Source organism: Dryocola clanedunensis, from assembly GCF_038405435.1.
Classification (GTDB): Bacteria; Pseudomonadota; Gammaproteobacteria; order Enterobacterales; family Enterobacteriaceae; genus Dryocola; species Dryocola clanedunensis_A.
In genome coordinates this window covers 144,055-166,517 of the sequence record NZ_JBBYHZ010000007.1, presented here as the reverse complement: position 1 = coordinate 166,517, position 22,463 = coordinate 144,055, and the positions used below count along the sequence as shown (strand labels likewise).

Genomic DNA, 22,463 nt, shown 5'->3' with positions numbered 1-22,463 from the left:
ACAACAGGAGATCGCAATGACGTTACCGAGTGGACACCCGAAAGGAAGATTGATCAAAAAGTTTGCCGCCCTGGGCCCGTATATCCGGGAAGAGCAGTGTGAGGACAACCGTTTCTTCTTCGACTGCCTGGCAGTTTGCGTCAACGTTAAGCCCGCACCGGAAAAACGTGAGTTCTGGGGATGGTGGATGGAGCTGGAAGCGCAGGAAAAGCAGTTTACCTATACCTACCACTTTGGCCTGTTCGATCAGGAGGGCAAATGGACGTCAACGCCTTCGAAGGACAAAGAAGTAGAGGACCGGCTCGAAGTGACGCTGCGTGGTTTCCACGTCCGCCTGCGGGATCTGTTAAAAACGTTAAACCTGGATCTGGTGCCTGCCAAAGATTTTGCTGAAAAGCCCGTTAAGCTTTCAGCGTGAGGTTCTTAAGAATAAAAAGCCCTTTTTAATAAAGGGCTTTTTTATTATCCAGGCTGGATAAGAGCAGCGTCTTCCGCCAGATTATTTTTAAATCAGAACTGGTAAACCATACCCAAAGCTACGATATCATCGTTATTGATGCCCAGCGGATTATCGTCATCCAGCTGGTTAATTTTATAATCCACGAAGGCTGACATATTTTTGTTGAAATAATAGGTTGCACCCACATCAATATATTTCACCAGATCCGCATCGCCGATGCCCTCAATTTCTTTGCCTTTTTGCTGCACATAGCCAAGGGAAGGGCGCAGACCGAAGTTAAACTGATATTGCACCACGGCTTCGAAGCTTTGGGTTTTATTTGCGAAGCCGCCGGAAACAGGCGTCATATTCCGCGTTTCGGAATACATGGATGCGACATAAAGATTATTGGCGTCATATTTCACGCCCGTTGCCCACGAGTCGGCCTTATCGCCGTTGCCGCGCAGCTGCGCCTGCTGGGCGTCCGTACGATCGGAGGTGGTGTAAGCGCCGCCGATCTCGAAATCGCTGCCGCCGAAGTCATAGGTCAGCGCCGTACCGAAGCCGTCGCCGTTCTGTTTGGCCACGTCGCGATTTTCGTTCTTACCCTGGTACTGAAGGGTCATGTTCAGGCCGTCTACCGCGCCGAAGAAGTCGGTGCTGCGGAAGGTGGCCAGGCCGGAGGCACGTTTGGTCATAAAGTTATCGGTGCGTGCGGATGAGTCGCCGCCAAATTCCGGGAACATATCGGTCCAGGCTTCCACGTCGTACAGCGCGCCCAGGCTACGGCCATAATCGAATGAGCCAAAGTTTGCGTATTTAATACCTGCAAAAGCATAGCGTGTTTTTGTCGTGGAGCTGCTTTCGTCTTTATTGCCTGAGAATTCCGCTTCCCACTGACCGTAGCCGGTAAATTTATCGTTAATCTGCGTTTCACCTTTAAAACCGAAACGCACATAGGTCTGGTCACCGTCTTTCGATGCATCATCGCTGATATAATGCATCGCCTTAACTTTGCCATAGACGTTAAGCTTATTTCCATCCTTGTTAAAAACTTCGGCGGCCTGAGAAGAAGTTGCTGTAATAATGCCCATAACCATTAATGCCAGTGTGGTCTTTTTCATTTTCAGTTCCAGGTGTGTTGAACGCGCTAAAATTTAATCGGGAGTAATTCCCGTTAAAAAACGCAGAGAGTTTTATCCTCCTGAGATTAAAGATTTATGACAGGTTAAGAGAAAGTTTAAATAAACGTAATAAATTGTCTTTGTCATAAAATTGTCAAAGGCTACCGCTACGCTTGCCGATCCCTTTCTGGAAGTTGTGTGATTTCCCTCTCAGGCTGTTGGCAAGGCGCGTCAGTCCTGATACAACGTCAGCTGGTCTTTAATTTTCACCTTTCGCTAAAACGGCAGAGAATCATGAGTGATAGCCAGACGCTGGTGGTCAAACTTGGCACCAGCGTATTAACCGGTGGCTCACGCCGCCTGAACCGCGCTCACATCGTTGAGCTGGTGCGCCAGTGTGCGCAGCTTCACGCGAGCGGGCACCGCATTGTTATTGTTACCTCCGGGGCGATTGCCGCCGGGCGCGAGCACCTGGGCTACCCCGAGCTGCCCGCCACCATCGCCTCCAAACAGCTGCTGGCGGCCGTAGGGCAGAGCCGTCTGATCCAGCTGTGGGAACAGCTCTTTTCTATTTACGGCATCCACGTTGGGCAGATGCTGCTGACGCGTGCCGATATGGAAGACCGCGAGCGCTTCCTCAACGCCCGTGACACGCTGCGTGCGCTACTTGATAACAACATCGTGCCGATCATCAACGAAAACGACGCGGTGGCTACCGCAGAGATCAAAGTCGGCGATAACGATAACCTTTCAGCGCTGGCCGCCATTCTGGCCGGGGCGGACAAACTGCTGCTGCTGACCGACCAGCAGGGCCTGTATACCGCAGACCCGCGCAATAACCCGGAAGCTGAACTGATCAAAGAAGTTCACGGCATCGACGACGCGCTGCGCTCTATCGCGGGCGACAGCGTCTCCGGCCTGGGCACCGGCGGCATGGGCACCAAACTGCAGGCCGCAGACGTAGCCTGTCGTGCGGGCATAGACGTGATCATCGCTGCGGGCAGCAAGCCGGGCGTGATTGGCGATGTGATGGCGGGCACGCCGGTCGGCACGCGCTTCCATGCGCAGCAAACCCCATTAGAGAACCGCAAACGCTGGATCTTCGGCGCGCCGCCTGCGGGTGAAATCACCGTGGATGACGGCGCACTCTCCGCCATCCTCGAGCGCGGCAGCTCGCTGCTGCCAAAGGGGATCAAGAGCGTGACGGGCAACTTCTCCCGCGGTGAAGTCATCCGCATTCGCAGCCTGGAAGGCCGCGACATCGCCCATGGCGTCTGCCGCTACAACAGCGATGCGCTGCGTCGCGTTGCGGGCCATCATTCACAACAGATCGGTGCGATCCTCGGCTATGAATACGGCCCGGTAGCGGTGCATCGTGACGACATGATCGTTAACTAAGGAGCGGGCAATGCTGGAACAGATGGGCAAAGCCGCCAGGGCGGCCTCTTACAAAATGGCGCTGCTCTCAAGCCTTGAGAAAAACCGCGTGCTGCAACGCATCGCGGATTACCTGGAAGCGCAGGCTGAACAGATACTTACCGCCAACGAGCAGGACGTGGCGGAAGCCCGCACCAACGGTCTGAGCGAAGCCATGCTCGACCGCCTGCTGCTCACACCGGCACGCCTGAAGGGCATCGCCGACGACGTGCGCCAGGTCTGCAACCTCGCGGATCCGGTAGGGCAGGTGATTGACGGCGGCCTGCTGGACAGCGGCCTGCGTCTGGAACGTCGCCGCGTACCGCTGGGCGTGATTGGCGTGATTTATGAAGCGCGGCCTAACGTCACCGTAGACGTCGCCTCCCTCTGCCTGAAAACCGGCAACGCGGCGATCCTGCGCGGCGGGAAAGAGACGTGGCGCACCAACGCCGCCACGGTGAAGGTTATCCAGCAGGCTCTGGTTGAGTGCGGCCTGCCAGCGGCGGCGGTACAGGCAATTGAAAGCCCGGACCGCGCGCTGGTCAACGAGCTGCTGAAGATGGATCGCTACGTCGATATGCTCATCCCTCGCGGCGGCGCGGGTCTGCATAAACTCTGCCGCGAGCAGTCCACCATTCCGGTGATCACCGGCGGGATTGGCGTATGTCATATCGTGGTGGACGACACGGCGGAAATCGAACCGGCCCTGAAAATCATCGTTAACGCCAAGACCCAGCGCCCAAGCACCTGCAACACGGTGGAAACGCTGCTTGTGCATCAGGGCATTGCTGACACCTTCCTGCCCGCGCTCAGCAAGCAGATGGCGGAGTCCGGCGTCACGCTGCACGCGGACGAAAAATCCCTGCCGGTGCTGCAAAACGGCCCGGCGGAAGTGCTGTCGGTAAAAGCGGAAGAGTACGACGACGAGTGGCTGTCGCTGCACCTGAACGTGAAGGTGGTGGCGGACCTGGACGAAGCCATCGAACACATCCGCGACCACGGTACCCAGCATTCGGACGCTATCCTGACCCGCACGCTGCGCAACGCGAACCGCTTCGTTAATGAAGTGGATTCCTCTGCGGTATATGTGAACGCCTCAACCCGCTTCACCGACGGCGCGCAGTTCGGCCTGGGCGCAGAAGTCGCGGTCAGCACCCAGAAGCTACACGCGCGCGGCCCGATGGGCCTTGAAGCGCTGACCACCTATAAGTGGATTGGGTTTGGGGACGATACTGTCCGGGCGTGATTGAAAGTGGGGTGATGCACTGGCAAGGCTGGTGCTTTACCCTTATTTACCATTCACTTAGAATTGCCCCAGTGCTTATCAAAAACTTAATTTTCGGTATCATTATCGATGTGTTAGCTACCGATGACATAGCCATACAATTAGGGTTTTTTTAGATGAGTTATCTGGTGCAATGATGATGAGAGATAATTGACTTGTTGATTTTTTACAATAAACATCAAAGAAATGTGTTTAATTGGAATGTTAATTATGGTCTTGAAATTTAAAAAATAATTTTAGATATTTCTGTTTCGCTTAATACTGATTCTCCCAGGATCGATAAGTTTTCCGAGAAGTATTCATTCTGTCGATCAAGTATTCTATAAGGAAGATCGCATTCAGCGATAATGGAAAATGTATTCCTTAAGAAAGATCTTCCATCAAAGAATAGTTTTGCAAATCGATTTGGTTCCATGCCGTTTGAACATAGCAGGTCGAATAAAACGTTGCCAGTGAATGCCTCATGCATGAGGCACTCTTCAATAGATTTCAGACATGACAAAGGATTGCTGTAGCTGGTAGCTACTACAATCACGGGATACTCATTGTCATAAAAGTGTCTGATTTTAAACATATATTCACTTGTATAGGTTATCAAGATGCGTATAAGCCTCTTGTGAAAGGCTCAGGAGTTGCGTGAGGCCTGTAATCTTACGGCTCCCTTCTTCAAAGCTCTCCATATGAAACAGGCTATGTCTATGTTTATTAAAAAATGCATAGGCGTTTGCAAGCTTTGATCTTAGCTCAACATCAGTAATATGATTGTTGAAAGATGCTCTGAGTTTGTAGTTACCTGCCCCTGCGGAGTCAAAAAAGTAACCAAAGTCATTGTTATCAGAGTCAAATCCAAAGTGCGCTAGCCTGGATTTGAGCGCCCCCTCCAGAGACCTGAGTTCAGGAAATAGAAGCATTGAGTACTCTGGTAAAGAAGGGCCTGCGATCTTGACACATTGACCAGAGACTAGCAAGTCATGGGTGATTGAAGGCAGATTCTCATAAGCGTTGGGTAATAATTTTTTCAGGAATTCTGCTGCAACTTCTTTCCTGATAATTTCAGTAGCACTTTCCTCTCTTCGGCTTAGAACCATTTCTAAGCTTGCAGTATCGAGTATTTCTGTCAGCAGATAAACTAATTTTCTATAGCAGGATAGCGGGCGACCTTGTATTTGAAGAATTAGACTTGGATGATGAATAACCATTAAAGAGTCTCCATGCTCTTCGCAGTTTATTCTCCAGTGAACGCTACTATGATGTGTGTGCGAGTTTATTATAAATTTTTTGGTATCATTTTCGGGTAAGAGTTCAATAATGGTCTGGATTTGTTCACGCTCAATTCCTTTTAACGACATGTTAACGGATTGAAATTCATCAGGATTAATGGTTTCATATAATTTATCAGCAAGTGCCTGACTGAGTTCTTTATTTTGGCCTAAATTCCACATCAGAGTGGAGGTGCCATCTTGTATGAAGTAGATGTCCAGAGTTGAATTTTCAATGCCGGCTTTTCCTATTGTAACGCGCAAGCCCGGACCACCAGGCCTTTCATCAATGCTTCTCACCTTAAGGGCTTGTTGCGCACAAAAACTCTCCACAACGGGCTTTATACAATCCCGATCAAGATTTAAAGATTTGTAATTTCGATCATCAGACATGATTTTTCCTTTAGTAACTTATGAAGGCTTAATTGTTTTTTTAGAATTATTTAGAGTAGTTATGTTTCCATTTGGAATGTTATTCTGCGAAATATGTTATTAGAGCTTGAATATGCGGTTGAAAATTCTGCATAATTAATAACTTACATACTTTATTTAAACGGTCTAAGTAAATTGCAATTTTACTCAGAATAAATATTGTTGCGAGCAATCTCAGTTACCCGCAATTTTGATCAATTTTTTATGCTATTCAACTCCTGTTCAAATCTCGGCACCAACAAATCCTCAATCAGCAGATTCACCAGCTCGAAAAGCAATCCATTCAGCACCTCGTTCACCTCCGCAGTTTGCCTTTGGCTAATCAATGTTGGTTCCATCGGGTTCCTACGCCCGGCACCAGATTTTGCTGGTGCCTGCACACAATAGCCGCGTTGGTTTTCAGCTGACAATCACTTTTGTGATGTAAAAAGTTTTTCGAAGTAATCCTGCGAAGCAGTTCGCAGATTTGTTCACTTAATCCTCAATAAACGTCAGCCGCCTGCGTGGCCGTAAATTCATCTCAAAAATGGCCTTCGCCATTGCTTCACCCATCTCTGCGCAGACTACCAGCCCCTGAACGAAAGGCTGGTCGTGCATCAGCCACGGCAGCGCGCCGAAGGCGATGCGGCCGCGCACGGCTTCCGGCGCAAGCAGGGTGTAATCCTTGCTGACGTCCGGGATGTCGTCGCCGGTACTAAGCAGCTGCTTGCGTAGCGTCGGGAACGGCAGGTCTTTGGTTTTCAGCGCTTTCTGGCCCCGGGCATCGATATAAACTTTGAACTCATGCCTTTTTCCCTGCGCGTAGATCACCGTCTGCGCTTCTTTAACTTCCAGCTCGTAGTCCGGCCCCAGCGCCTGAATGCTGATGATCCCGGCCTTGTGCAGCGCCAGCAGGCGGCGGACGGATTCTGAGGGGATCGCCGCATAGTTATCGATAAATACCCGCGCCAGGCTGTCGTGGAAGCGCCTGCCGTCCTCTTCGTTCAGATGGGGAACAATCTCCTGCACGGCTTCATGCAGCCGCAGGATGGTGTAGCGCCAGGCCACGGTGCGCTTGTCGCGCTTGTTGCGTTCAACTTCCGCAAGGTTGGCTTCCGCCCACCCAAACGGATCGTTTTGATGGCGCGGGGCAAACAGGGCGTCGTGAAAACTTTGCGGGTTCAGCGTTCTCAGGGCGATTTGTTCGCTCCAGGCGGGATCCGCCAGCTCCAGCTCTTCTGTCATCAGGCGGAACACGCGGTCCAGCAGGCCCTCCGATCCTTTGGCTATCTCTTTCTCAATGGCGCTTTCGGTGACGATGCTTAGCGGCTCGTACGGAAGAGGGCAGTAGAAGTCGGCTTCCGGCAGGATACCGGAACGGGACATCAGCACGATTTTCAGCGGCTCACTTTGCTTATCAGGCTCGAAGCGCACCTGCTGCTCGTCCGCCTCGATGAAGCTGCCGTGCTGAACGGCAACGGCCATCGCGGCGTCTATTCCGCTGAGCGACGTGCCCATAATGCCGACTCTACAGGCACCGATTTTTGCTTCCATCAGCCCCGACCACGGGCTCGGGAAGAAGGTGCGCGTCGATTCGCTTTCGTCGGGCCAGACGTGCCCGGTAGCGATAACGGCGAGATCGTAGACCTCCTGCACCTGCTTCTCTTCCGCCCAGACGCGCACGCCTTCCTTCGTCGCCTCCAGATCGGTTACCCGGCATCTCTCCCGGACGGTTATCTCAAACCCCTGCTGCTTCGCCTGTTTTACCAGCTCAAGAAACTGGTCGCGGAAATACTCGCCCAGCAGAATACGCGGCAGGAATTTGCGGTCGTGCAGGGATGCGTGTTCAACGCCGTAACGGGCAAGATGCTCGGCGCTTTGCTCTTTAAGCCAGTCCAGATAAGTCCTGAAAATGGGGGGGATCTCTATGCTGGCGATGTTGGCCAGCATCAATCTGGAGTTGTCCTCATCACTGTACGGCATCCCTACGCCTGCCTCGTCAGACTGCTCAAAGACCGAGACGGCAAGCGGTTCACCGTGCCTGAACAGCGAGTAAAGCGTGTAGATCCCTGTCGGTCCTGCGCCGATAATCGCAATCTTTTTCATCGATACCTCTCCTCGTGACGCCCATAATCCATCAGAAATTCATCATTTTCTTTTGCCGGAGCTAGACTAACTGAGTGTGATCTTTATCATAATCTGGTGAAGACAATAAAAGAGACCGTGCTATGCAACATATCATTGAGGGTTTCCTCAACTTCCAGAAAGAAATATTCCCGCAGCGTAAAGAGCTCTTTCGTAGTTTAGCCTCCAGCCAGAATCCGAAGGCGCTTTTTATCTCCTGTTCCGACAGCCGGCTGGTGCCGGAGCTGGTCACCCAGCAGGAGCCGGGGCAGCTGTTTGTCATTCGTAACGCCGGTAACATCGTGCCTTCGTTCGGCCCGGAGCCGGGCGGCGTCTCGGCAACTATCGAGTATGCGGTAGTGGCGCTGGGCGTAACGGATATCGTGATTTGCGGCCACTCCAACTGCGGCGCCATGAAGGCCATTGCTACCTGTCAGTGCATGGACTCGATGCCGGCCGTGGACCACTGGCTGCGCTACTCCGACGCGGCGAAAGCGGTGGTGGAGAAAAAGAGCTGGGATAACGAAACCGCGAAAGTCAATGCGATGGTGGAAGAGAACGTCATCGCCCAGCTGAATAACATCAAAACCCATCCTTCCGTGGCGGTTGGCCTGCGCAACAACGCGCTGCGCCTGCACGGCTGGGTGTATGACATCGAAAGCGGCGAAATCCGCACGCTGGATAAAAACAGCAAAACCTATGTTTCTCTGGCGGATAACCCGCACGTCTGCTTCGAGTAAACGGACTTTCGGCCAGGCAGGGATGCCCGGCGAAATAGTTTTCCCACCTTTGTGCCGCCGTGTTTATTATTAAACAGCGCGCTGGTCGATATTTCACCGCTACATCGACTAAGATCCCCCGCTTAACTTAATTCTCAGACTCACGGGTGGAAGAAGAATGCTCGACGGTAAAATGGCGTCCCTGCGCCAGACGTTATGGAGAAAACGTCTTCCCATGCTTGTCGCTAAGGATGCGCGCACAGAAAATCCTTATAACTATTATTCCGTGCATCTGGTGGACGTGGCGCACCAGCGCTATCAGCTGGTGGACTGGCAGGATGATACCGCGCTGATTGCCCGCTGGGATTACGATGCTCATGAATACACCGATGAGCGGCGCATCACCCTTGCCGAACTCGACGAGATGGAAGCGGAAATTATCCACCATCGCCGCTACGGGCCGGTGAGCTTCGGCGGCATTCTGGGCTTTAACCTCAGCTATTACACCCGCTTCGTCTATATCAAAACGCTGATTAGCCGCGGCAAAGGCAAGTTTGTGTCGGCGTTTTTTGCCAGCAAAGAGCTGAAGAGCCGGGACCGCATCGCCCTGTTAAACCTGCTGGTTAACGAATATATCCAGCAGCGCCCGTCGAAGCTTAATACCGGCGTGACGGTGGAAGAGGTCATCGAGCTGCTGTACGGCAAGCTGTGGTACAAGCACATCCGCAATGAAGAGTTTCGCCGCAAGGTGACGCTGCTGCTGAAGTCGCTGGTTATCACCGAGGATCTGCTGCAAAAGGAAGATCGCTACTTTGTGCAGCCGAAGTCGATAGCAACCATTGTCGATTATGAAAAAGACGAGCGCCGCAGCGAGCAGCAGGTGAGGATGCAGAAAAACCTCGTCCGGCTGATGCTGATTATTACCGCCTCGACGCTGATGATTACGCTTGCGCTGCTGTCCCTTGCGGGCGTGGTCGATCTGCATAAAATCTGGCACGCCATCGTCAACCTCAAACCAATCCGCGTGCTGTTTAAGCTGATTTAGCAGTGAAAAAACGGGGCGTTAAGCCCCGTTCCGGCCTAACTACGAATAAATTCAAGAATATCGTTATTGATGACGTCGGCGTGGGTGGTCGGCATCCCGTGCGGGTAGCCGGGGTAAATTTTCATTTTGTTGTTGGGGATGAGTTTTTCCTGCAGCAGCGCCGCCGTTTTATAAGGCACAACCTGGTCGTCGTCACCGTGCAGGATGAGCGTCGGCACGGTAATGGCCTTCAGGTCTTCCGTTTGATCGGTTTCCGAGAAAGCCCTGATGCCCTCGTAGTGCGCTTTGGCGCTGCCCGTCATACCCTGCCGCCACCAGTTTTCAATGATGCCCTGTGAGGCCTCGGCCCCCGGACGGTTGTAGCCGTAAAAAGGCCCGGATGCGACATCCAGGAAAAACTGCGCCCGGTTGGCGGCCAGCGCCTGGCGGAAGCCATCAAACACCTCAATTGGCGTGCCGTCAGGATTGCTTTCCGCTTTCACCATCAGCGGCGGCACCGCGCTTATCAGCACTGCTTTCGCCACTCGCCCCTGCGGCTGCCCGTACTTCGCCACATAGCGCGCAACCTGTCCGCCGCCGGTGGAGTGTCCGATGTGCACCGCATTTTTCAGATCCAGATGTTCCGCCACGACGGAGGCGTCCGCAGCATAATGATCCATGTCGTGCCCTTCACTGACCTGCCCTGAGCGGCCATGCCCACGTCGATCGGATGCGATCACCCGAAAGCCTTTCGACAGGAAGAACAGCATCTGCGTGTCCCAGTCGTCGGCGCTTAACGGCCATCCGTGGTGAAAGAAAATCGGCTGTGCGTCCTTAGGGCCCCAATCTTTAAAGAAGATGCTGACATTATCTTTCGTGGTGACAAATGACATGATCTAACCCCCTGGGTGGGAAGGATGGAGTAACGCTGGATATTCCACGGCTGTGGAAGGATGGCTCAGAGCGGTAAAGCGAGTGCTAAACACAGTTTCAAAGCGTAGTTAAGAACGATCCGCTTTGCCTTCGCCCGGCGGACATTTTTGCCGTTCTGCTTTGTTCTTATGAGCAACGGTTGTTTAAAAATGTCGGATGACGCTGCGCTTATCCGACCTACGACGGCGATAACGTAGGGGGATAAGCGCAGCGTCATCCACCGGCAAACTGTTAAACCAGCTCCGGCAGCCCCTTCAGCAGCTTATCGAGCGTGACGGGATAATCCCGCACCCGCACGCCCGTCGCGTTGTATACCGCGTTGGCGATAGCCGCGCTCACGCCGCACAGCCCCAGCTCGCCCACGCCTTTGGCCTTCATCGGCGATGACACCGGGTCGGTATCGTCGAGGAAGATGACCTCCTGTTCCGGGATATCCGCATGGACCGGCACCTCGTAGGCGGCCAGATCGTGATTCACGAAATACCCCAGCCGCTCGTCGATGGCTAACTCCTCCATCAGCGCCGCGCCAACGCCCATGGTCATCGCGCCGATCACCTGGCTGCGGGCGGTTTTCGGGTTGAGGATGCGGCCAGCGGCACAAACCGCCAGCATGCGGCGCACGCGGGTTTCCCCGGTCGCCATATCCACACCAACCTCGACGAAATGCGCGGCGAAGGTGGACTGCTGGAATTTCTCTTCCAGCTCCGCGAACTCGATGCTGTCCTCAACGGTCAGCGTCCCGCCTGCGGCTGCGTCTTTCAGCGGCGCGCTTTTCTCCCCGTCGCGCACCTGCCCGTCGGTAAACTCCGCCTTCTGCGGATCAAGCCCCAGCTTCGCGGCGACCGTTTCACGCAGTTTGACGCATGCAGCGTAAACCCCGGCGGTGGAGCTGTTCGCCCCCCACTGGCCGCCGGAGCCTGCCGAAACCGGGAAGTCGGAGTCCCCCAGCTTAACCACCACATCTTCCAGCCGCACGCCCAGCATTTCGGCGGCGGTCTGGGCGATGATGGTGTAGCTGCCGGTGCCGATATCCGTCATGTCGGTTTCCACGGTGACGCGGCCGTTGGCGTCCAGGTGCACCCGCGCGCCGGATTTCATCACCAGGTTGTTACGGAACCCTGCGGCAACGCCCATGCCGACCAGCCAGCGCCCGTCGCGGACCTGGGCGGGCTGCGCCTTGCGATTTTTCCAGCCGAAACGGTCAGCCCCCGTGCGCAGGCATTCAACCAGCTGGCGGCGGGAGAAGGGCCTGTCCGGGTTGGCCGGGTCAACCTGGGTGTCGTTGATAATGCGGAACTCCACCGGATCGACGCCCGCCTTCTCAGCGATTTCATCGATGGCGATCTCCAGCGCCATCAGGCCCGGCGCTTCGCCCGGCGCGCGCATGGCGTTGCCTTCCGGCAGGTCGAGCTTTGCCAGCCGCAGCCCGGTGAAACGGTTTGCCCCGGCATACAGCAGCTGGCTTTGCTGCACCGCCGTCTCCGGTGGGCCGCCCGCAACGTTACCGGACCAGCTTTCGTGGGCGATGGCGGAGATGCGCCCGTCTTTATCGGTGCCGATGCGGATGTGCTGAATAGTCGCCGGACGGTGGGTCGTATTGTTCGGGATCAGCGGACGCTGTAGCGCGATTTTGACCGGACGTTTTGCGGCGCGGGCACCCAGCGCGGCCATCAGAATATCGCTGCGCAGGAAGAGTTTGCCGCCAAATCCGCCGCCGATATAGGGCGACAGCACGCGGACGTTTTCCGGCGGCAGGTTCAGCGTGGTGGCCAGGTCGCTGCGGCACCAGTCCACCATCTGGTTTGAGGTGTGGACGGTGAGCTTGTTGCCCTGCCACTGCGCCATAGAGGCGTGCGGCTCCATCGCCATATGGCTCTGGTCGGGCGTGGTGTAGGTGGCGTCCAGCTGCACTGCGGAGGCGGCAAAAGCACCTTCGAAGTCGCCGGTTGATTTATCCGGTTCGCTTTCGGGTGCCTTATTGACCGAAGGTTTTTCCTCGGCCAGATCGTAGCTGCCCTTTTCACGGCGATACTCGACCTTGATCAGCTCCGCCGCGGCGCGGGCCTGTTCGAACGTTTCCGCGACCACCACGGCAACCGCCTGATGGTAGTGGGTGATATCCGGGCCGCCCAGCAGCGGGGCGGGGTTCTTATCCCCCTTGCCGAGCTTCCCGGCGTTGTCGGCGGTGACGATGGTGATAACCCCCGGCGCGTTGCGGGCAGCCTCCAGCTCCATCGAGCTGATTTTGCCTTTGGCCACGGCGGAACCGACGATATAGCCATAGGCCGCATCGGGCGTTTCATCGTGCCATTCGTAGGCGTAGCGGGCGGTGCCGGTGGTTTTCAACGGGCCGTCAATGCGGTCGTGCGGCAGGCCGACTACCTTAAGCCTATCAATCGGGTTCGCGCCCGCTGGCTTATCAAATTTCATGATTTATCCCCTCGCTTCCGTCAGCACCGAGGCGAGCGTGCGCTTCGCCAGGATCAGCTTGAATTCGTTTTCAGGCGTTGGCGTGGCGCCGGCAAACAGCCTGTCGTAAACCCCTTTCGCCCCCTTGGGAAGCTGGGCATCCGCCTCTTCCATGCGCCAGGGCTTGTGCGCAACGCCACCCAGCGCCACCCGGCCTGTGCCATCGCTTTGCACCACTGCGGCGACGGATACCAGCGCAAAGGCGTAGGAGGAGCGGTCGCGGACCTTACGGTAAATGTGCGTGCCGCCGAGCGGGGCGGGGAGCGTAACGGCAACGATCAGCTCGCCCGCCTTGAGGACGGTCTCCAGATGGGGCGTATTGCCCGGCGCGCGGTAGAACTCTGCGACAGGGATCTTTCGCTCGCTGCCGTCCGGGCTGACTGTCTCAATTACGGCGTCCAGCAGCCGCATGGCGACCGCCATATCGCTGGGGTGGGTGGCGATGCAGGCTTTACTGGTTCCCACTACGGCATGCTGACGGCTGAACCCCTCCAGGGCCGCGCAGCCGCTGCCGGGAAGGCGTTTGTTGCAGGGCTGATTGGTGTCGTAGAAATAGGGGCAGCGGGTACGCTGGAGCAGGTTTCCGGCGGTGGTGGCCTGGTTGCGCAGCTGGCCCGAAGCGCCCGCAAGCAGCGCGCGTGAAAGCACGGCGTAGTCGCGTCGTACACGCTCGTCGGCTGCCAGATCGGTGTTGCGCACCAGCGCGCCGATCCGCAGGCCGCCGTTCTCCGTTGGCTCAATTTTATCCAGCGCAAGGCCGTTAACGTCTATCAGGTGGGGCGGGGTTTCTATTTCCAGCTTCATCAGATCGAGCAGGTTGGTGCCGCCCGCAATAAATTTGGCACCGGGCTTGCCCTGGGCGCTGGCAGCCGCCTCCGCCGGGGTTTTTACGCGTTCGTAGGTGAATGCCTTCATGATTTCTGCCCCCCGGACACGTCTTCAATCGCCGCAAGAATGTTGGAGTACGCCCCGCAGCGGCAGATGTTGCCGCTCATGCGTTCGCGAATTTCCTCCTGGGTTGGCTGGGCCGGTGAAACAAGATCGAGGGTGACGTGGCTTGGGATCCCGTCTTCGATTTCTTTTAGCACCGCCACGGACGAACAGATCTGCCCCGGCGTGCAGTAGCCGCACTGGTAGCCATCGTGTTTGATGAACGCGGCCTGCATGGGATGCAGGTTATCCGGCGTGCCGAGGCCTTCGATAGTGGTCACTTCGGCGCCGTCCTGCATCACCGCCAGGGTCAGGCAGGAGTTAAGACGGCGTCCGTTGACGATAACGGTACAGGCCCCGCACTGGCCGTGGTCACAGCCTTTTTTGGTGCCGGTGAGATGCAGGTTTTCCCGCAGCGCGTCCAGCAGCGTTGTCCGGGTGTCGACTTCCAGCCGGTGCTCTTTGCCGTTAACCTTCAGCGTCACGGGGGTCATTGCCGGTGGCGGGGTCGTTTTCAGCTCGCTGGCTCCCAGCGGGCCGGAGTGCGTCATGGCCGCCGCTGCCGCCGCAGAGACCGCGCCCGCTTTCAGCAGGTCGCGCCTCGTCAGATTGTATTCAGGCAGGTCAAAATCCCTTATGCAGAAAATTTTGCTCATCGCGCCGCCAGCTTCAGGCCGCACGCTCTTATTTGCCTCATCGCCTTGGTTGCTCATACCAGGCCTCCAGTAATCTAAAAGTTGAACCAGGAAAAATGCACCGCGTAGTTTTTATAGCGAACTATTAAGCATAGACGGCGTAGCGGAAGGATTACTCCTGGTTACTGAATGCCGTCATGAGGAGGATTCATTAATCATTAGCGTTTACATTCATCAGTGAAATGATTATGTTTCTCATTTGTATTTAAGGGTGGCGTTTTGCTCGCTGGTGTCCTGTCCGGCACCGGGGAGGCTCTCACAGGCCGCCACCCGCCTTTCTGACGGAAACAGGAACCTAATCGTGATTAAAAAAACAACGGCGCTGGCGGCGCTCATTGCGCTGGCATTAACGGGATGTACCGCTCAGCAAGCCAAAACCGGGCAGCCCGCAGCCGCTGCTCAGACGGAGCAAAAAAGCGCTTTAACGCAGCGTGAGCTTTCTGAAGGCGTGTATGAAATGGCGCTCAGCCAGCAGACGGGCGCGCTGTATGTCGCTACCGCGCAGGGGTTTAAAACCGTGCAGGGCGGAGTGATCTACAAGCTGGATCCGGTGACGCTGAAAACGCTGGGGGAATCCCACACCGACCTGAAAAACTTCGGTGCGGTAATGGATGCGGACGGCAAAACGCTGTTTGTGACCAACTCGCTGGACGGCGGCATCAGCGCGGTCAACGTTGAAGATGGCAAGGTGCTCAAACGCCTGCTGTTCACCGAACGTAACGAGAAGGGCCTGCCGTACGGCGCGCGTGAAATCATTCTTCATGACGGGCTGCTGTACGTAGGCGGCGTAGCGGATCCGGCGGTGATCTGGGTGGTGGATGCGAAGACGCTGAAGCTGAAAAAGCGCATTAATAACGCCGGGAAGTGGGTTACCGGCCTGCTTTACTCAGAGCAGACGCAGCGTATTTACGCGGCGAACGGCGGCGGTGAAATTCTGGTGATTAACCCGCGCACAAACCGCATCGAAAAACGCTGGAAGCCGCTCGGGGATAAACCAGCGCTGCTGCTTAACCTGGCGGAAGAACCGGCGACGGGCCGCCTGTTCGTGACCGACAACTCGAAGGCGAAAACCACGCTGGTGCTGGATAGCAAAACCGGGGAAGTGCTGAAGAACCTGGCGACGGGGGATACCCTGGCGGTGAAGTTCAACGCGAAGCGCAACGAGCTGTACCTGACCCAGCGCGAATCCGGCAGGCTGCTGATTCTGGACGCCACGACGTATGCGCAGAAAAAATCCATCGACCTGCCGCCGCATCCAAATAGCCTGCTGCTCTCCGCCGACGGGCAAACGCTGTATGTGACGGTGAAGCAGGGCTTTAATAAAGATCACACTACTAAAGGGCCGGACAGTATTGTTCGCATTCCTTTAGCGCAGTAGCGTTGTTTTTTGTCGGATGACGCTGCGCTTATCCGACCTACGAAACCGGCGAGATGATGGTAACGTCATCCGCCGTTCGTTATCAAAAATGAATCACCGAAGGCAGCTGCGAAAGCAGGAACAGCAGCAGGCCGACGGTGCCGCCGACCAGCGTGCCGTTGATGCGGATAAACTGCAGGTCTTTACCGATGTTCAGCTCGATCTGCGCGGACATATCTTTCGCGTCCCAGCCTTTTACCGTATCGCTGATGTGCCTGGTCAGGAAGGTGGCGAACTCCGGCGCGACTTTGCCGACGGCCTGCTCCAGATGCTCGTTAAGCGACGCGCGCAGGGCGCTGTCGTTCACCAGCGTCTCCCCAAACCACTGGCCCGCCTCGGCAATGCGCTGTTTGATGCGGGAGTCCTCCGAGCGCATATCCTCCTTCAGCCATTTCCGCAGGTCGCCCCACATCTCGCTCAGGTAGCGGTTAAACGCCTCGTCCTCCTTCAGATACGTTTTGATATCCTCCGCTTTGGCGGCCATTTCCGGGTCGCTTTTCAGCCTGTCGATGAGCTTAAAGGTGGCGCGGTCGAAGGCCAGGCGCAGCTGGTGCCCCTGGTCGTGCGTGATGTCATCGAGCAGATTATTGACCGCGCTGGTCACCAGCTCGGCGCTGTGTTCGCCCAGCCACTCCGTCGGCAGGATTTTTGCTTTACGGGGATGCTCCGTTTCCAGCCAGTGCACAATCTGGTGGGCGATAAAATCGCGGGAGCTTTCGCGGTCAAGCCACGTCACCAGCTGGGCGATCATCGCGTCCAGCAGCGCCTGATGGCGGTTGTTTTTCGTCATGCTCTCCAGCAGCAGGGCGCTGGAGTAGCTCAGGTCGACCTTATCAATCGCCTTGTGCACCGCCCGGCGCAGCAGGCTCTGAATGCGCGAGTCGTCGGTCATCTCCAGAAAGCCGCTCACGATCTGCATCAGATGCTGGCCGACGCGCTGCGCGTTGTCCGGCCTGCTGAACCAGACGCCAATCATCTGCGCCGGTTCGTGGCGGCGGATCAGGGCTATCAGCGACTGGGTATCAAGGAATTTCTCCTGCACGAAGACGCCGAGGTTTTCGCCGATGCGGTCTTTGTTGCGGGGAATAATCGCGGTATGCCGGGCGATAAACGGGATCGGCACGCGGCGGAACAGCGCCACCACGGCGAACCAGTCGGCCAGCGCGCCGACCATCGCGGCTTCGGAAATCGCCTTCAGGCCGCTGACCCAGAAGCTCGGGGGGAGAAAAAGAGTTGTGACAAAGACTGCCGCAGCAGCCAGCAGTAAAGAAAGCGCGATGCGCTTGGTTTTCTTGAGTTCAGCCATTTTATCCATCGCATAAGCATAGAACCGGGCGGGCCGAACCGGTAGAGATTATTTAAAACAATCAGCTTTTTCAGATAGATGAAGCGGCAGGAGGGGATGAGGGGCCCCCGCCTGCCGCCGGGCGTTACCGCATCAGAACCAGGCTTCCCACATGCCGCCTACGTTAAACGAATCAAGCTGGGTGCTCTCTTCGCCCGCCACGCGGGTGGTGTGGTTGTTTTCAACCTGGCCGCCGGTGACGTAGAAGCGCAGCATCGGGCGGAACTCCGGCCCCATCGCGATGGAGATATTCTGGGACAGCGTCAGCTTCCAGCCCTTGTTATCGCCGTCGTTTTCATAATCCACGCGCTGATAGCCCGCTTCCAGCCAGGTCGAATGAATGTCGTTCCAGAAATACATCGGACGGACGATCGCGCCGTAGTTGCGGCGGTTGTCGGACGGCAGGTCGTCGTTGTCGTAATCGTGGAACGCCAGCAGGTATTCAATCTGGGCCTGCCGGGTGAACTTATAGCTGCCCTCGAAGCTGGTGTAGACGGTGTGCAGGCCGTTGGTTTTGTTATACACGCTGTTGTCCGAGTGGTCGGAATAGCGGGCGATGATTTTGTTCAGGCTGTTGTCGCCGGTGTGGCTGAGCACCACGGCCGCCTGCCAGGCTTTGGAGCGTTCGTCGCTGTCGATGGCTTTTGAATCGAAGCCGTAGTTGGCGTACAGCTCGAAATCGATCGGCCCAAACTTGATGCCGTGGAGCTTAGAGGTCGCCGCATAGTTGCCGCTGTCGCCGGTGCCGGAGCTGCCGGTACAGGAGATGCGCGACGGGTTATCGCCGTCCTCGATCATTTCCGGGTTACACTGATCAACCGAAGAGACGCCCGCCACGTCGAGCTGCGCAAAGCCCAGATCGAAGTTTTTCACCCCGGCACCCTGGCCGTCGTGGTTCATCCAGAAGTAGTCGTTGATGCCCTGCTGCGGACGCTGGTGGAAGTCGCGTCCGGCCCAGAAGTAGGCGTTCGGCTGGGAGGCAAAGAGGTTAGTCACTCCGGCGTAGGCTTTTTTGAGGTTCACCTCATCGCCCCAGTGGTCGAACATCACCCCCACGTCCCAGATGGCGCCCGCTTCGCTTTTGAACGCTTTGGTCAGCTGGAATTCACCGCCGTTGCCTTCGTTGCCCAGTCGGCCAATGGCGGAGGTGCCGTTATAGGAACCGTCGACGCCCACGTATTTTTGATCGCCCGCCTGGAAGTGCGCGCCGTAGCGGGCGTAGCCGGTGAACTTCACGCCGTAGGGAATGGCCAGCTCTGCCGTGGCAGGTTCGGGCACCTGCGGGGTGACAAGGGGATCGGTTCTTTTTACCCGCGCCGCTTCGATTTTCGCTTCACGGTCGGCCAGCGCTTTATCTACCGCCTTTGCCACGATTTGATCGATTTGCTCCTGCGTAAACTCCTGCGCAAAGGAAGAAATTGGGCAAAGGGCGGCGAGAACCGCCAGGGTGACCGGCAGCTTAGTTATTAATTTCATAATCATCTCAACTGTAGTTATTTCTATTTTCAGACAATGACTATCCCGCTCGGGCTGGCGCATTTATTACGCGGCAGCCGGACGAGTTTATTTTTTATGCTGTAATCCAGAGGTATTGATTAGTTTATTTAAATAAGCATCTCTCCGTATTAAATAAGCTGTGTGCTTAGCGCTGATAAAGGTGAATAATTTCCTGGGACAGTTCGCGGGCCAGCATCGACGTCATTAAATGGTCCTGAGCGTGCACCATAATTAATGTCATCGGCTGTTTCGCCTCGCCTGCATCTTGTTCGATTAATTTCGTTTGCATCAGGTGCGCCTGGCGCGAGTAGCCATCGGCTTCGCGCAGCAGGCTTTTCGCCTCGTCAATGCGGTCGTTACGGGCGGCGTGCAGCGCTTCAAAACAGAGGCTGCGGGCCTGACCGGCGTTCATGATTATTTCCATGACGGCTTCTTCTAAGTCGATCATATTTTCTTCCACCGATAATTAATTGAGTTCGCCAGCCGGGGTTAATACCTGAGATTTTTCTTCTTCGGCTTTTAATAGCGAGCGTTCATAGGCGCGCAGGAAAGGTAAATACATGACTGCCGACATCACCATACAGATGCCGCACATAATAACCGGGCTTAGCGCCCAGTTTGCCGCCCACGAGGCACCAATTGGCGCAGGGGTAGTCCACGGGGTCAGCGAAACAACCTGGGCAATCCAGCCTAATTTTGTCGCGCCGTAGGCGAGGCAGGCGTTAATCATCGGCACAAAGATGAACGGAATAAACAGCATCGGGTTCATGATGATTGGCGCGCCGAACAAAATAGGTTCGTTGATATTAAAGAGGCTCGGCACCACGCCCATTTTGCCGATGGTCCGCAGATGGGTGGCGCGGCTGCGCAGCAGCAGAAACGCCAGCGGGAGCGTCGAACCCACGCCGCCGATCAGCAGATAGTGATCCCAGAAACCCTGCAAATAAATATGGGGCAACACGCTACCCGCCGCCAGCGCGGCCTGGTTGGCGGAAAGGTTAGCCATCCAGAACGGGTTCATGATGCCGGTGACGATCAGCGAGCCGTGGATCCCGGCGAACCAGAAGATCTGGCACAGCAGAACGGAAAGCAAAATCGCAGGCAGGGAGTCCGATGCGGAAACCAGCGGCTCCAGCAGGTGCATAATCGCCTGCGGCAGGATCATGCCGGTTTGCGCTTCGATGAACAGGTTCAGCGGATGCAGCGTTCCGATAACCACCAGCACCGGGATCAGAATCTCAAACGAGCGCGCAACGCCGGTCGGCACCTCTTTCGGCAGGCGGATAGTAATGTTGTTCTGTTTAAGCCAGGCGTACATCCGCGTGGAGTAAATAGCGGTGATCAGGGCGGTAAAGATCCCCTGGCCGGAAAGGTACTGGGTAGAGATCTTGCCGTCCGCATACGGCGCGGCGACCAGCAGGAACGCCATAAACGCCAGCAGGCCGGACATTACCGGATCGAGGTTAAACTGCCGCCCGAGGCTTGCGCCGATGCCTACCGAAATAAAGAAGGTCATTACGCCCATGCTGAGGTTAAACGGCAGCATGAGCTCTTCGCGCCAGGTCTGGGAGAAATCCAGCCAGGCGCGGGCGAAGCCGAGCGTGGTGTCCGCCGAGAAGGGCGGGAAGATAAAGACCAGCATGAACGAGCCGATGATCATAAACGGCAGGGCGGCGGTAAAGCCGTCGCGGATGGCAATCACGTACTTCTGCTGGCCCAGGCGGCCGGCGAGTGGGGTAATGGACTGCTCGATAACGGCAACCATTGACTGATATAGCGAGCTCATATGTTGACCTTCTGATTTGCGGCCTCGATAAGGGAAAGCGCGAAGTCGAGCACCTTGTCGCCGCGCTGCATGCCGTAGTCCATCGTCTCTATCGCCCGCACCGGGATCCCTTTCGCTGCCGCCTTTTCCGCCAGCCCGTTGAGCATGTACTTCACCTGCGGCCCGAGCAGTACGACCTGGTAGCGCGGGAACTGGTTATCGAAATCGGCTACGCCGTAAGCTTCGATTTCTACGGGCAGGCCGCGCTCGTCGGCGGCGGCGACCATTTTGCGCACCAGCAGGCTGGTGGACATCCCGGCGGAACAACACAACATAATCCTGATCATCATCACTCATCCTCAAAATGTAAAAAGTTATTGCGGATGCGATTTGATACTTTACGGAAACCGTTTTCCATTTGCCTGTTGCAGAAATGTGACAGCCCTCTGAAAAGTAGCTGCATCAAGCTAATCTTCCTGGATGTTCATCACAAATTATTATGGGTGAGAGAAGGTTTCTGGACGGGAATGGAAACAAGTTTCCATGAAAAACGGAAACGACTATACTTTTGACGGAAACAGGACGGGCGGCGAGTGCCAGTAAGGAATAGCAGGCGGTGATGTGCTGCCTTCAGGGGAGAGAAAATGTCGACAATCAACGATGTATCGCGTCTGGCCGGGGTGTCTAAAGCCACGGTGTCACGCGTGTTGAGCGGCTCACGCGGGGTAAAAGAAGCCAGCCGTGCTGCCGTATTGCAGGCGGTGGAAACGCTGAACTACCGGCCAAACGTCATTGCACAGTCTTTGCTGAGCCAGTCAACCGGCTGTATCGGGGTGATCTGCGCCCAGGAGAACATCAACCAGACGACAGGGTATCTCTACGCGCTGGAAAAGCATCTTAGCCAGCACCAGAAGCATCTGCTGCTGCGCTTTGCCAGCGGCAAAGCCGAAGTCATGCACGCGCTGGAAGAGCTGACCTGCGGCCTGTGCGATGACGTGCTGATTATCGGCGCGCGTTTTCCGCTGGATATCCCCTATGAAAACGTCATCCTGGTGGACTGTCTGGAGTTTGATGCCGCTAACAGCATCCAGTTTGACCACGCCTTTGCGGCGGAGACGGCCTGTAACTACCTGATCAAGCAGGGGCGCAGGCAGATTGCGCTTATTGCCCCTGAAACAAGCTGTCCGGTGGAGCAGGTGCTGCTGGGCTACAAGCGGGCGCTGGAGAATAACTTCCTGCCGTTTAACCGCAATCTGATCTTTATGGACGCCACCTCGTCGTCCGTGGCCTTGCAGGTGCTGCTTAACAACAGCACGACGGTGAACTTTAATGCTCTGCTGGTGGCGGACGAGCAGGAGGCACAGCGGGTTATCACGCAGCTGCAGGCGTTTAATAAATCCGTGCCGGGGGACATTATGGTGTTTAGCCTGGCGGGCACGCTGCATCTGCCGGGCATTCCGACAATTCCCGCTATCGAGTATTCAATGGACGCCATGGCGGCACGCATCGTCAGCAGGCTGAATGAAAAAACCGAAAGCGTGGCGGGGAGTTCGGTGCTGCGCGGGGATTTGATTATCCCGTAAAGAGAGAAGCAGGCCGCAAAGGGCCTGC

At 56.0% G+C, this 22,463-nt stretch carries 20 protein-coding genes; 7 read left to right on the top strand and 13 right to left on the bottom strand.

The features are described from left to right. Nucleotides 1–16 precede the first annotated feature (16 nt). The gene (gene crl, locus AAE045_RS16265) at nucleotides 17–418 is read left to right on the top strand and encodes a sigma factor-binding protein Crl (protein WP_455427117.1); all 402 of its coding nucleotides are present in this window, start codon (nucleotides 17–19) and stop codon (nucleotides 416–418) included. Nucleotides 419–510: 92 nt separating this feature from the next. Here the strand turns inward: crl and phoE are convergent, their stop codons facing one another. Next, nucleotides 511–1,563: a phosphoporin PhoE gene (phoE, locus tag AAE045_RS16260; RefSeq protein WP_455548617.1), complete on the bottom strand. Its 1,053-nt coding sequence runs from the start codon at nucleotides 1,561–1,563 to the stop codon at nucleotides 511–513. A 294-nt stretch (nucleotides 1,564–1,857) separates the two neighbouring features. On the opposite strand from phoE, the gene proB reads away from it, so the two are divergent. Both proB and proA read left to right on the top strand, forming a co-directional pair. Then, entirely contained in the window at nucleotides 1,858–2,961 is a 1,104-nt protein-coding gene (proB, locus tag AAE045_RS16255) for a glutamate 5-kinase (protein ID WP_455548616.1), read from the top strand. Between the two features lie 10 nt (nucleotides 2,962–2,971). Further along, nucleotides 2,972–4,225, top strand: a complete 1,254-nt coding sequence (proA, locus tag AAE045_RS16250) for a glutamate-5-semialdehyde dehydrogenase (protein ID WP_455548615.1) — start codon at nucleotides 2,972–2,974, stop codon at nucleotides 4,223–4,225. Nucleotides 4,226–4,487: 262 nt separating this feature from the next. Here proA and AAE045_RS16245 read toward each other — a convergent pair whose 3' ends face one another. From AAE045_RS16245 to AAE045_RS16235, 3 genes are all read right to left on the bottom strand, one after another. Further along, nucleotides 4,488–4,838, bottom strand: coding sequence for a type II toxin-antitoxin system RnlB family antitoxin (locus tag AAE045_RS16245; protein WP_455548614.1), 351 nt, complete (start codon nucleotides 4,836–4,838; stop codon nucleotides 4,488–4,490). A gap of 4 nt (nucleotides 4,839–4,842) precedes the next feature. Then, entirely contained in the window at nucleotides 4,843–5,916 is a 1,074-nt protein-coding gene (locus AAE045_RS16240) for a type II toxin-antitoxin system RnlA family toxin (RefSeq protein ID WP_455548613.1), read from the bottom strand. 513 nt (nucleotides 5,917–6,429) lie between these two features. Further along, nucleotides 6,430–8,040 (bottom strand): FAD-NAD(P)-binding protein, encoded by a 1,611-nt coding sequence (locus AAE045_RS16235; RefSeq protein ID WP_455548612.1) that lies wholly within the window; start codon nucleotides 8,038–8,040, stop codon nucleotides 6,430–6,432. Nucleotides 8,041–8,162: 122 nt separating this feature from the next. On the opposite strand from AAE045_RS16235, the gene AAE045_RS16230 reads away from it, so the two are divergent. Beyond that, complete coding sequence (locus AAE045_RS16230; RefSeq protein ID WP_455427124.1) at nucleotides 8,163–8,798, top strand: carbonic anhydrase; 636 nt, start codon at nucleotides 8,163–8,165, stop codon at nucleotides 8,796–8,798. A gap of 157 nt (nucleotides 8,799–8,955) precedes the next feature. Further along, nucleotides 8,956–9,822, top strand: coding sequence for a hypothetical protein (locus AAE045_RS16225; RefSeq protein ID WP_455548611.1), 867 nt, complete (start codon nucleotides 8,956–8,958; stop codon nucleotides 9,820–9,822). 35 nt (nucleotides 9,823–9,857) lie between these two features. Here the strand turns inward: AAE045_RS16225 and AAE045_RS16220 are convergent, their stop codons facing one another. The 4 genes from AAE045_RS16220 to paoA all read right to left on the bottom strand — a co-directional run bounded on the left by AAE045_RS16220 (nucleotide 9,858) and on the right by paoA (nucleotide 14,789). Then, nucleotides 9,858–10,694 (bottom strand): alpha/beta fold hydrolase, encoded by an 837-nt coding sequence (locus AAE045_RS16220; RefSeq protein ID WP_455548610.1) that lies wholly within the window; start codon nucleotides 10,692–10,694, stop codon nucleotides 9,858–9,860. Between the two features lie 271 nt (nucleotides 10,695–10,965). Next, complete coding sequence (paoC, locus tag AAE045_RS16215; protein ID WP_455548609.1) at nucleotides 10,966–13,164, bottom strand: aldehyde oxidoreductase molybdenum-binding subunit PaoC; 2,199 nt, start codon at nucleotides 13,162–13,164, stop codon at nucleotides 10,966–10,968. A gap of 3 nt (nucleotides 13,165–13,167) precedes the next feature. Beyond that, nucleotides 13,168–14,118, bottom strand: a complete 951-nt coding sequence (locus tag AAE045_RS16210; RefSeq protein ID WP_455548608.1) for an FAD binding domain-containing protein — start codon at nucleotides 14,116–14,118, stop codon at nucleotides 13,168–13,170. Then, nucleotides 14,115–14,789 (bottom strand): aldehyde dehydrogenase iron-sulfur subunit PaoA, encoded by a 675-nt coding sequence (gene paoA, locus AAE045_RS16205; protein ID WP_455548651.1) that lies wholly within the window; start codon nucleotides 14,787–14,789, stop codon nucleotides 14,115–14,117. The genes AAE045_RS16210 and paoA overlap by 4 nt, the downstream gene beginning before the upstream one ends. Before the next feature lie 340 nt (nucleotides 14,790–15,129). On the opposite strand from paoA, the gene AAE045_RS16200 reads away from it, so the two are divergent. Further along, entirely contained in the window at nucleotides 15,130–16,206 is a 1,077-nt protein-coding gene (locus tag AAE045_RS16200; RefSeq protein ID WP_455548607.1) for a hypothetical protein, read from the top strand. An 82-nt stretch (nucleotides 16,207–16,288) separates the two neighbouring features. On the opposite strand, the gene AAE045_RS16195 is transcribed toward AAE045_RS16200, so the two are convergent. From AAE045_RS16195 to AAE045_RS16175, 5 genes are all read right to left on the bottom strand, one after another. Continuing rightward, nucleotides 16,289–17,560: a DUF445 domain-containing protein gene (locus tag AAE045_RS16195; protein ID WP_455548606.1), complete on the bottom strand. Its 1,272-nt coding sequence runs from the start codon at nucleotides 17,558–17,560 to the stop codon at nucleotides 16,289–16,291. 123 nt (nucleotides 17,561–17,683) lie between these two features. Then, nucleotides 17,684–19,066, bottom strand: coding sequence for a carbohydrate porin (locus AAE045_RS16190; protein ID WP_455548605.1), 1,383 nt, complete (start codon nucleotides 19,064–19,066; stop codon nucleotides 17,684–17,686). Nucleotides 19,067–19,232: 166 nt separating this feature from the next. Further along, nucleotides 19,233–19,535 carry a PTS lactose/cellobiose transporter subunit IIA gene (locus AAE045_RS16185; RefSeq protein ID WP_455427132.1) on the bottom strand — a complete coding sequence of 101 codons (303 nt, stop codon included), beginning with the start codon at nucleotides 19,533–19,535 and terminating at the stop codon, nucleotides 19,233–19,235. A gap of 18 nt (nucleotides 19,536–19,553) precedes the next feature. Continuing rightward, on the bottom strand, nucleotides 19,554–20,873 hold the full coding sequence (locus AAE045_RS16180; protein ID WP_455548604.1) for a PTS sugar transporter subunit IIC: 1,320 nt from the start codon (nucleotides 20,871–20,873) through the stop codon (nucleotides 19,554–19,556). After that, nucleotides 20,870–21,199, bottom strand: a complete 330-nt coding sequence (locus tag AAE045_RS16175) for a PTS sugar transporter subunit IIB (protein WP_455548650.1) — start codon at nucleotides 21,197–21,199, stop codon at nucleotides 20,870–20,872. The genes AAE045_RS16180 and AAE045_RS16175 overlap by 4 nt, the downstream gene beginning before the upstream one ends. A gap of 297 nt (nucleotides 21,200–21,496) precedes the next feature. Between AAE045_RS16175 and AAE045_RS16170 the strand changes: the two genes are divergently transcribed. Continuing rightward, nucleotides 21,497–22,435 carry a LacI family DNA-binding transcriptional regulator gene (locus AAE045_RS16170; RefSeq protein WP_455548603.1) on the top strand — a complete coding sequence of 313 codons (939 nt, stop codon included), beginning with the start codon at nucleotides 21,497–21,499 and terminating at the stop codon, nucleotides 22,433–22,435. The last annotated feature ends 28 nt before the right edge of the window (nucleotides 22,436–22,463 follow it).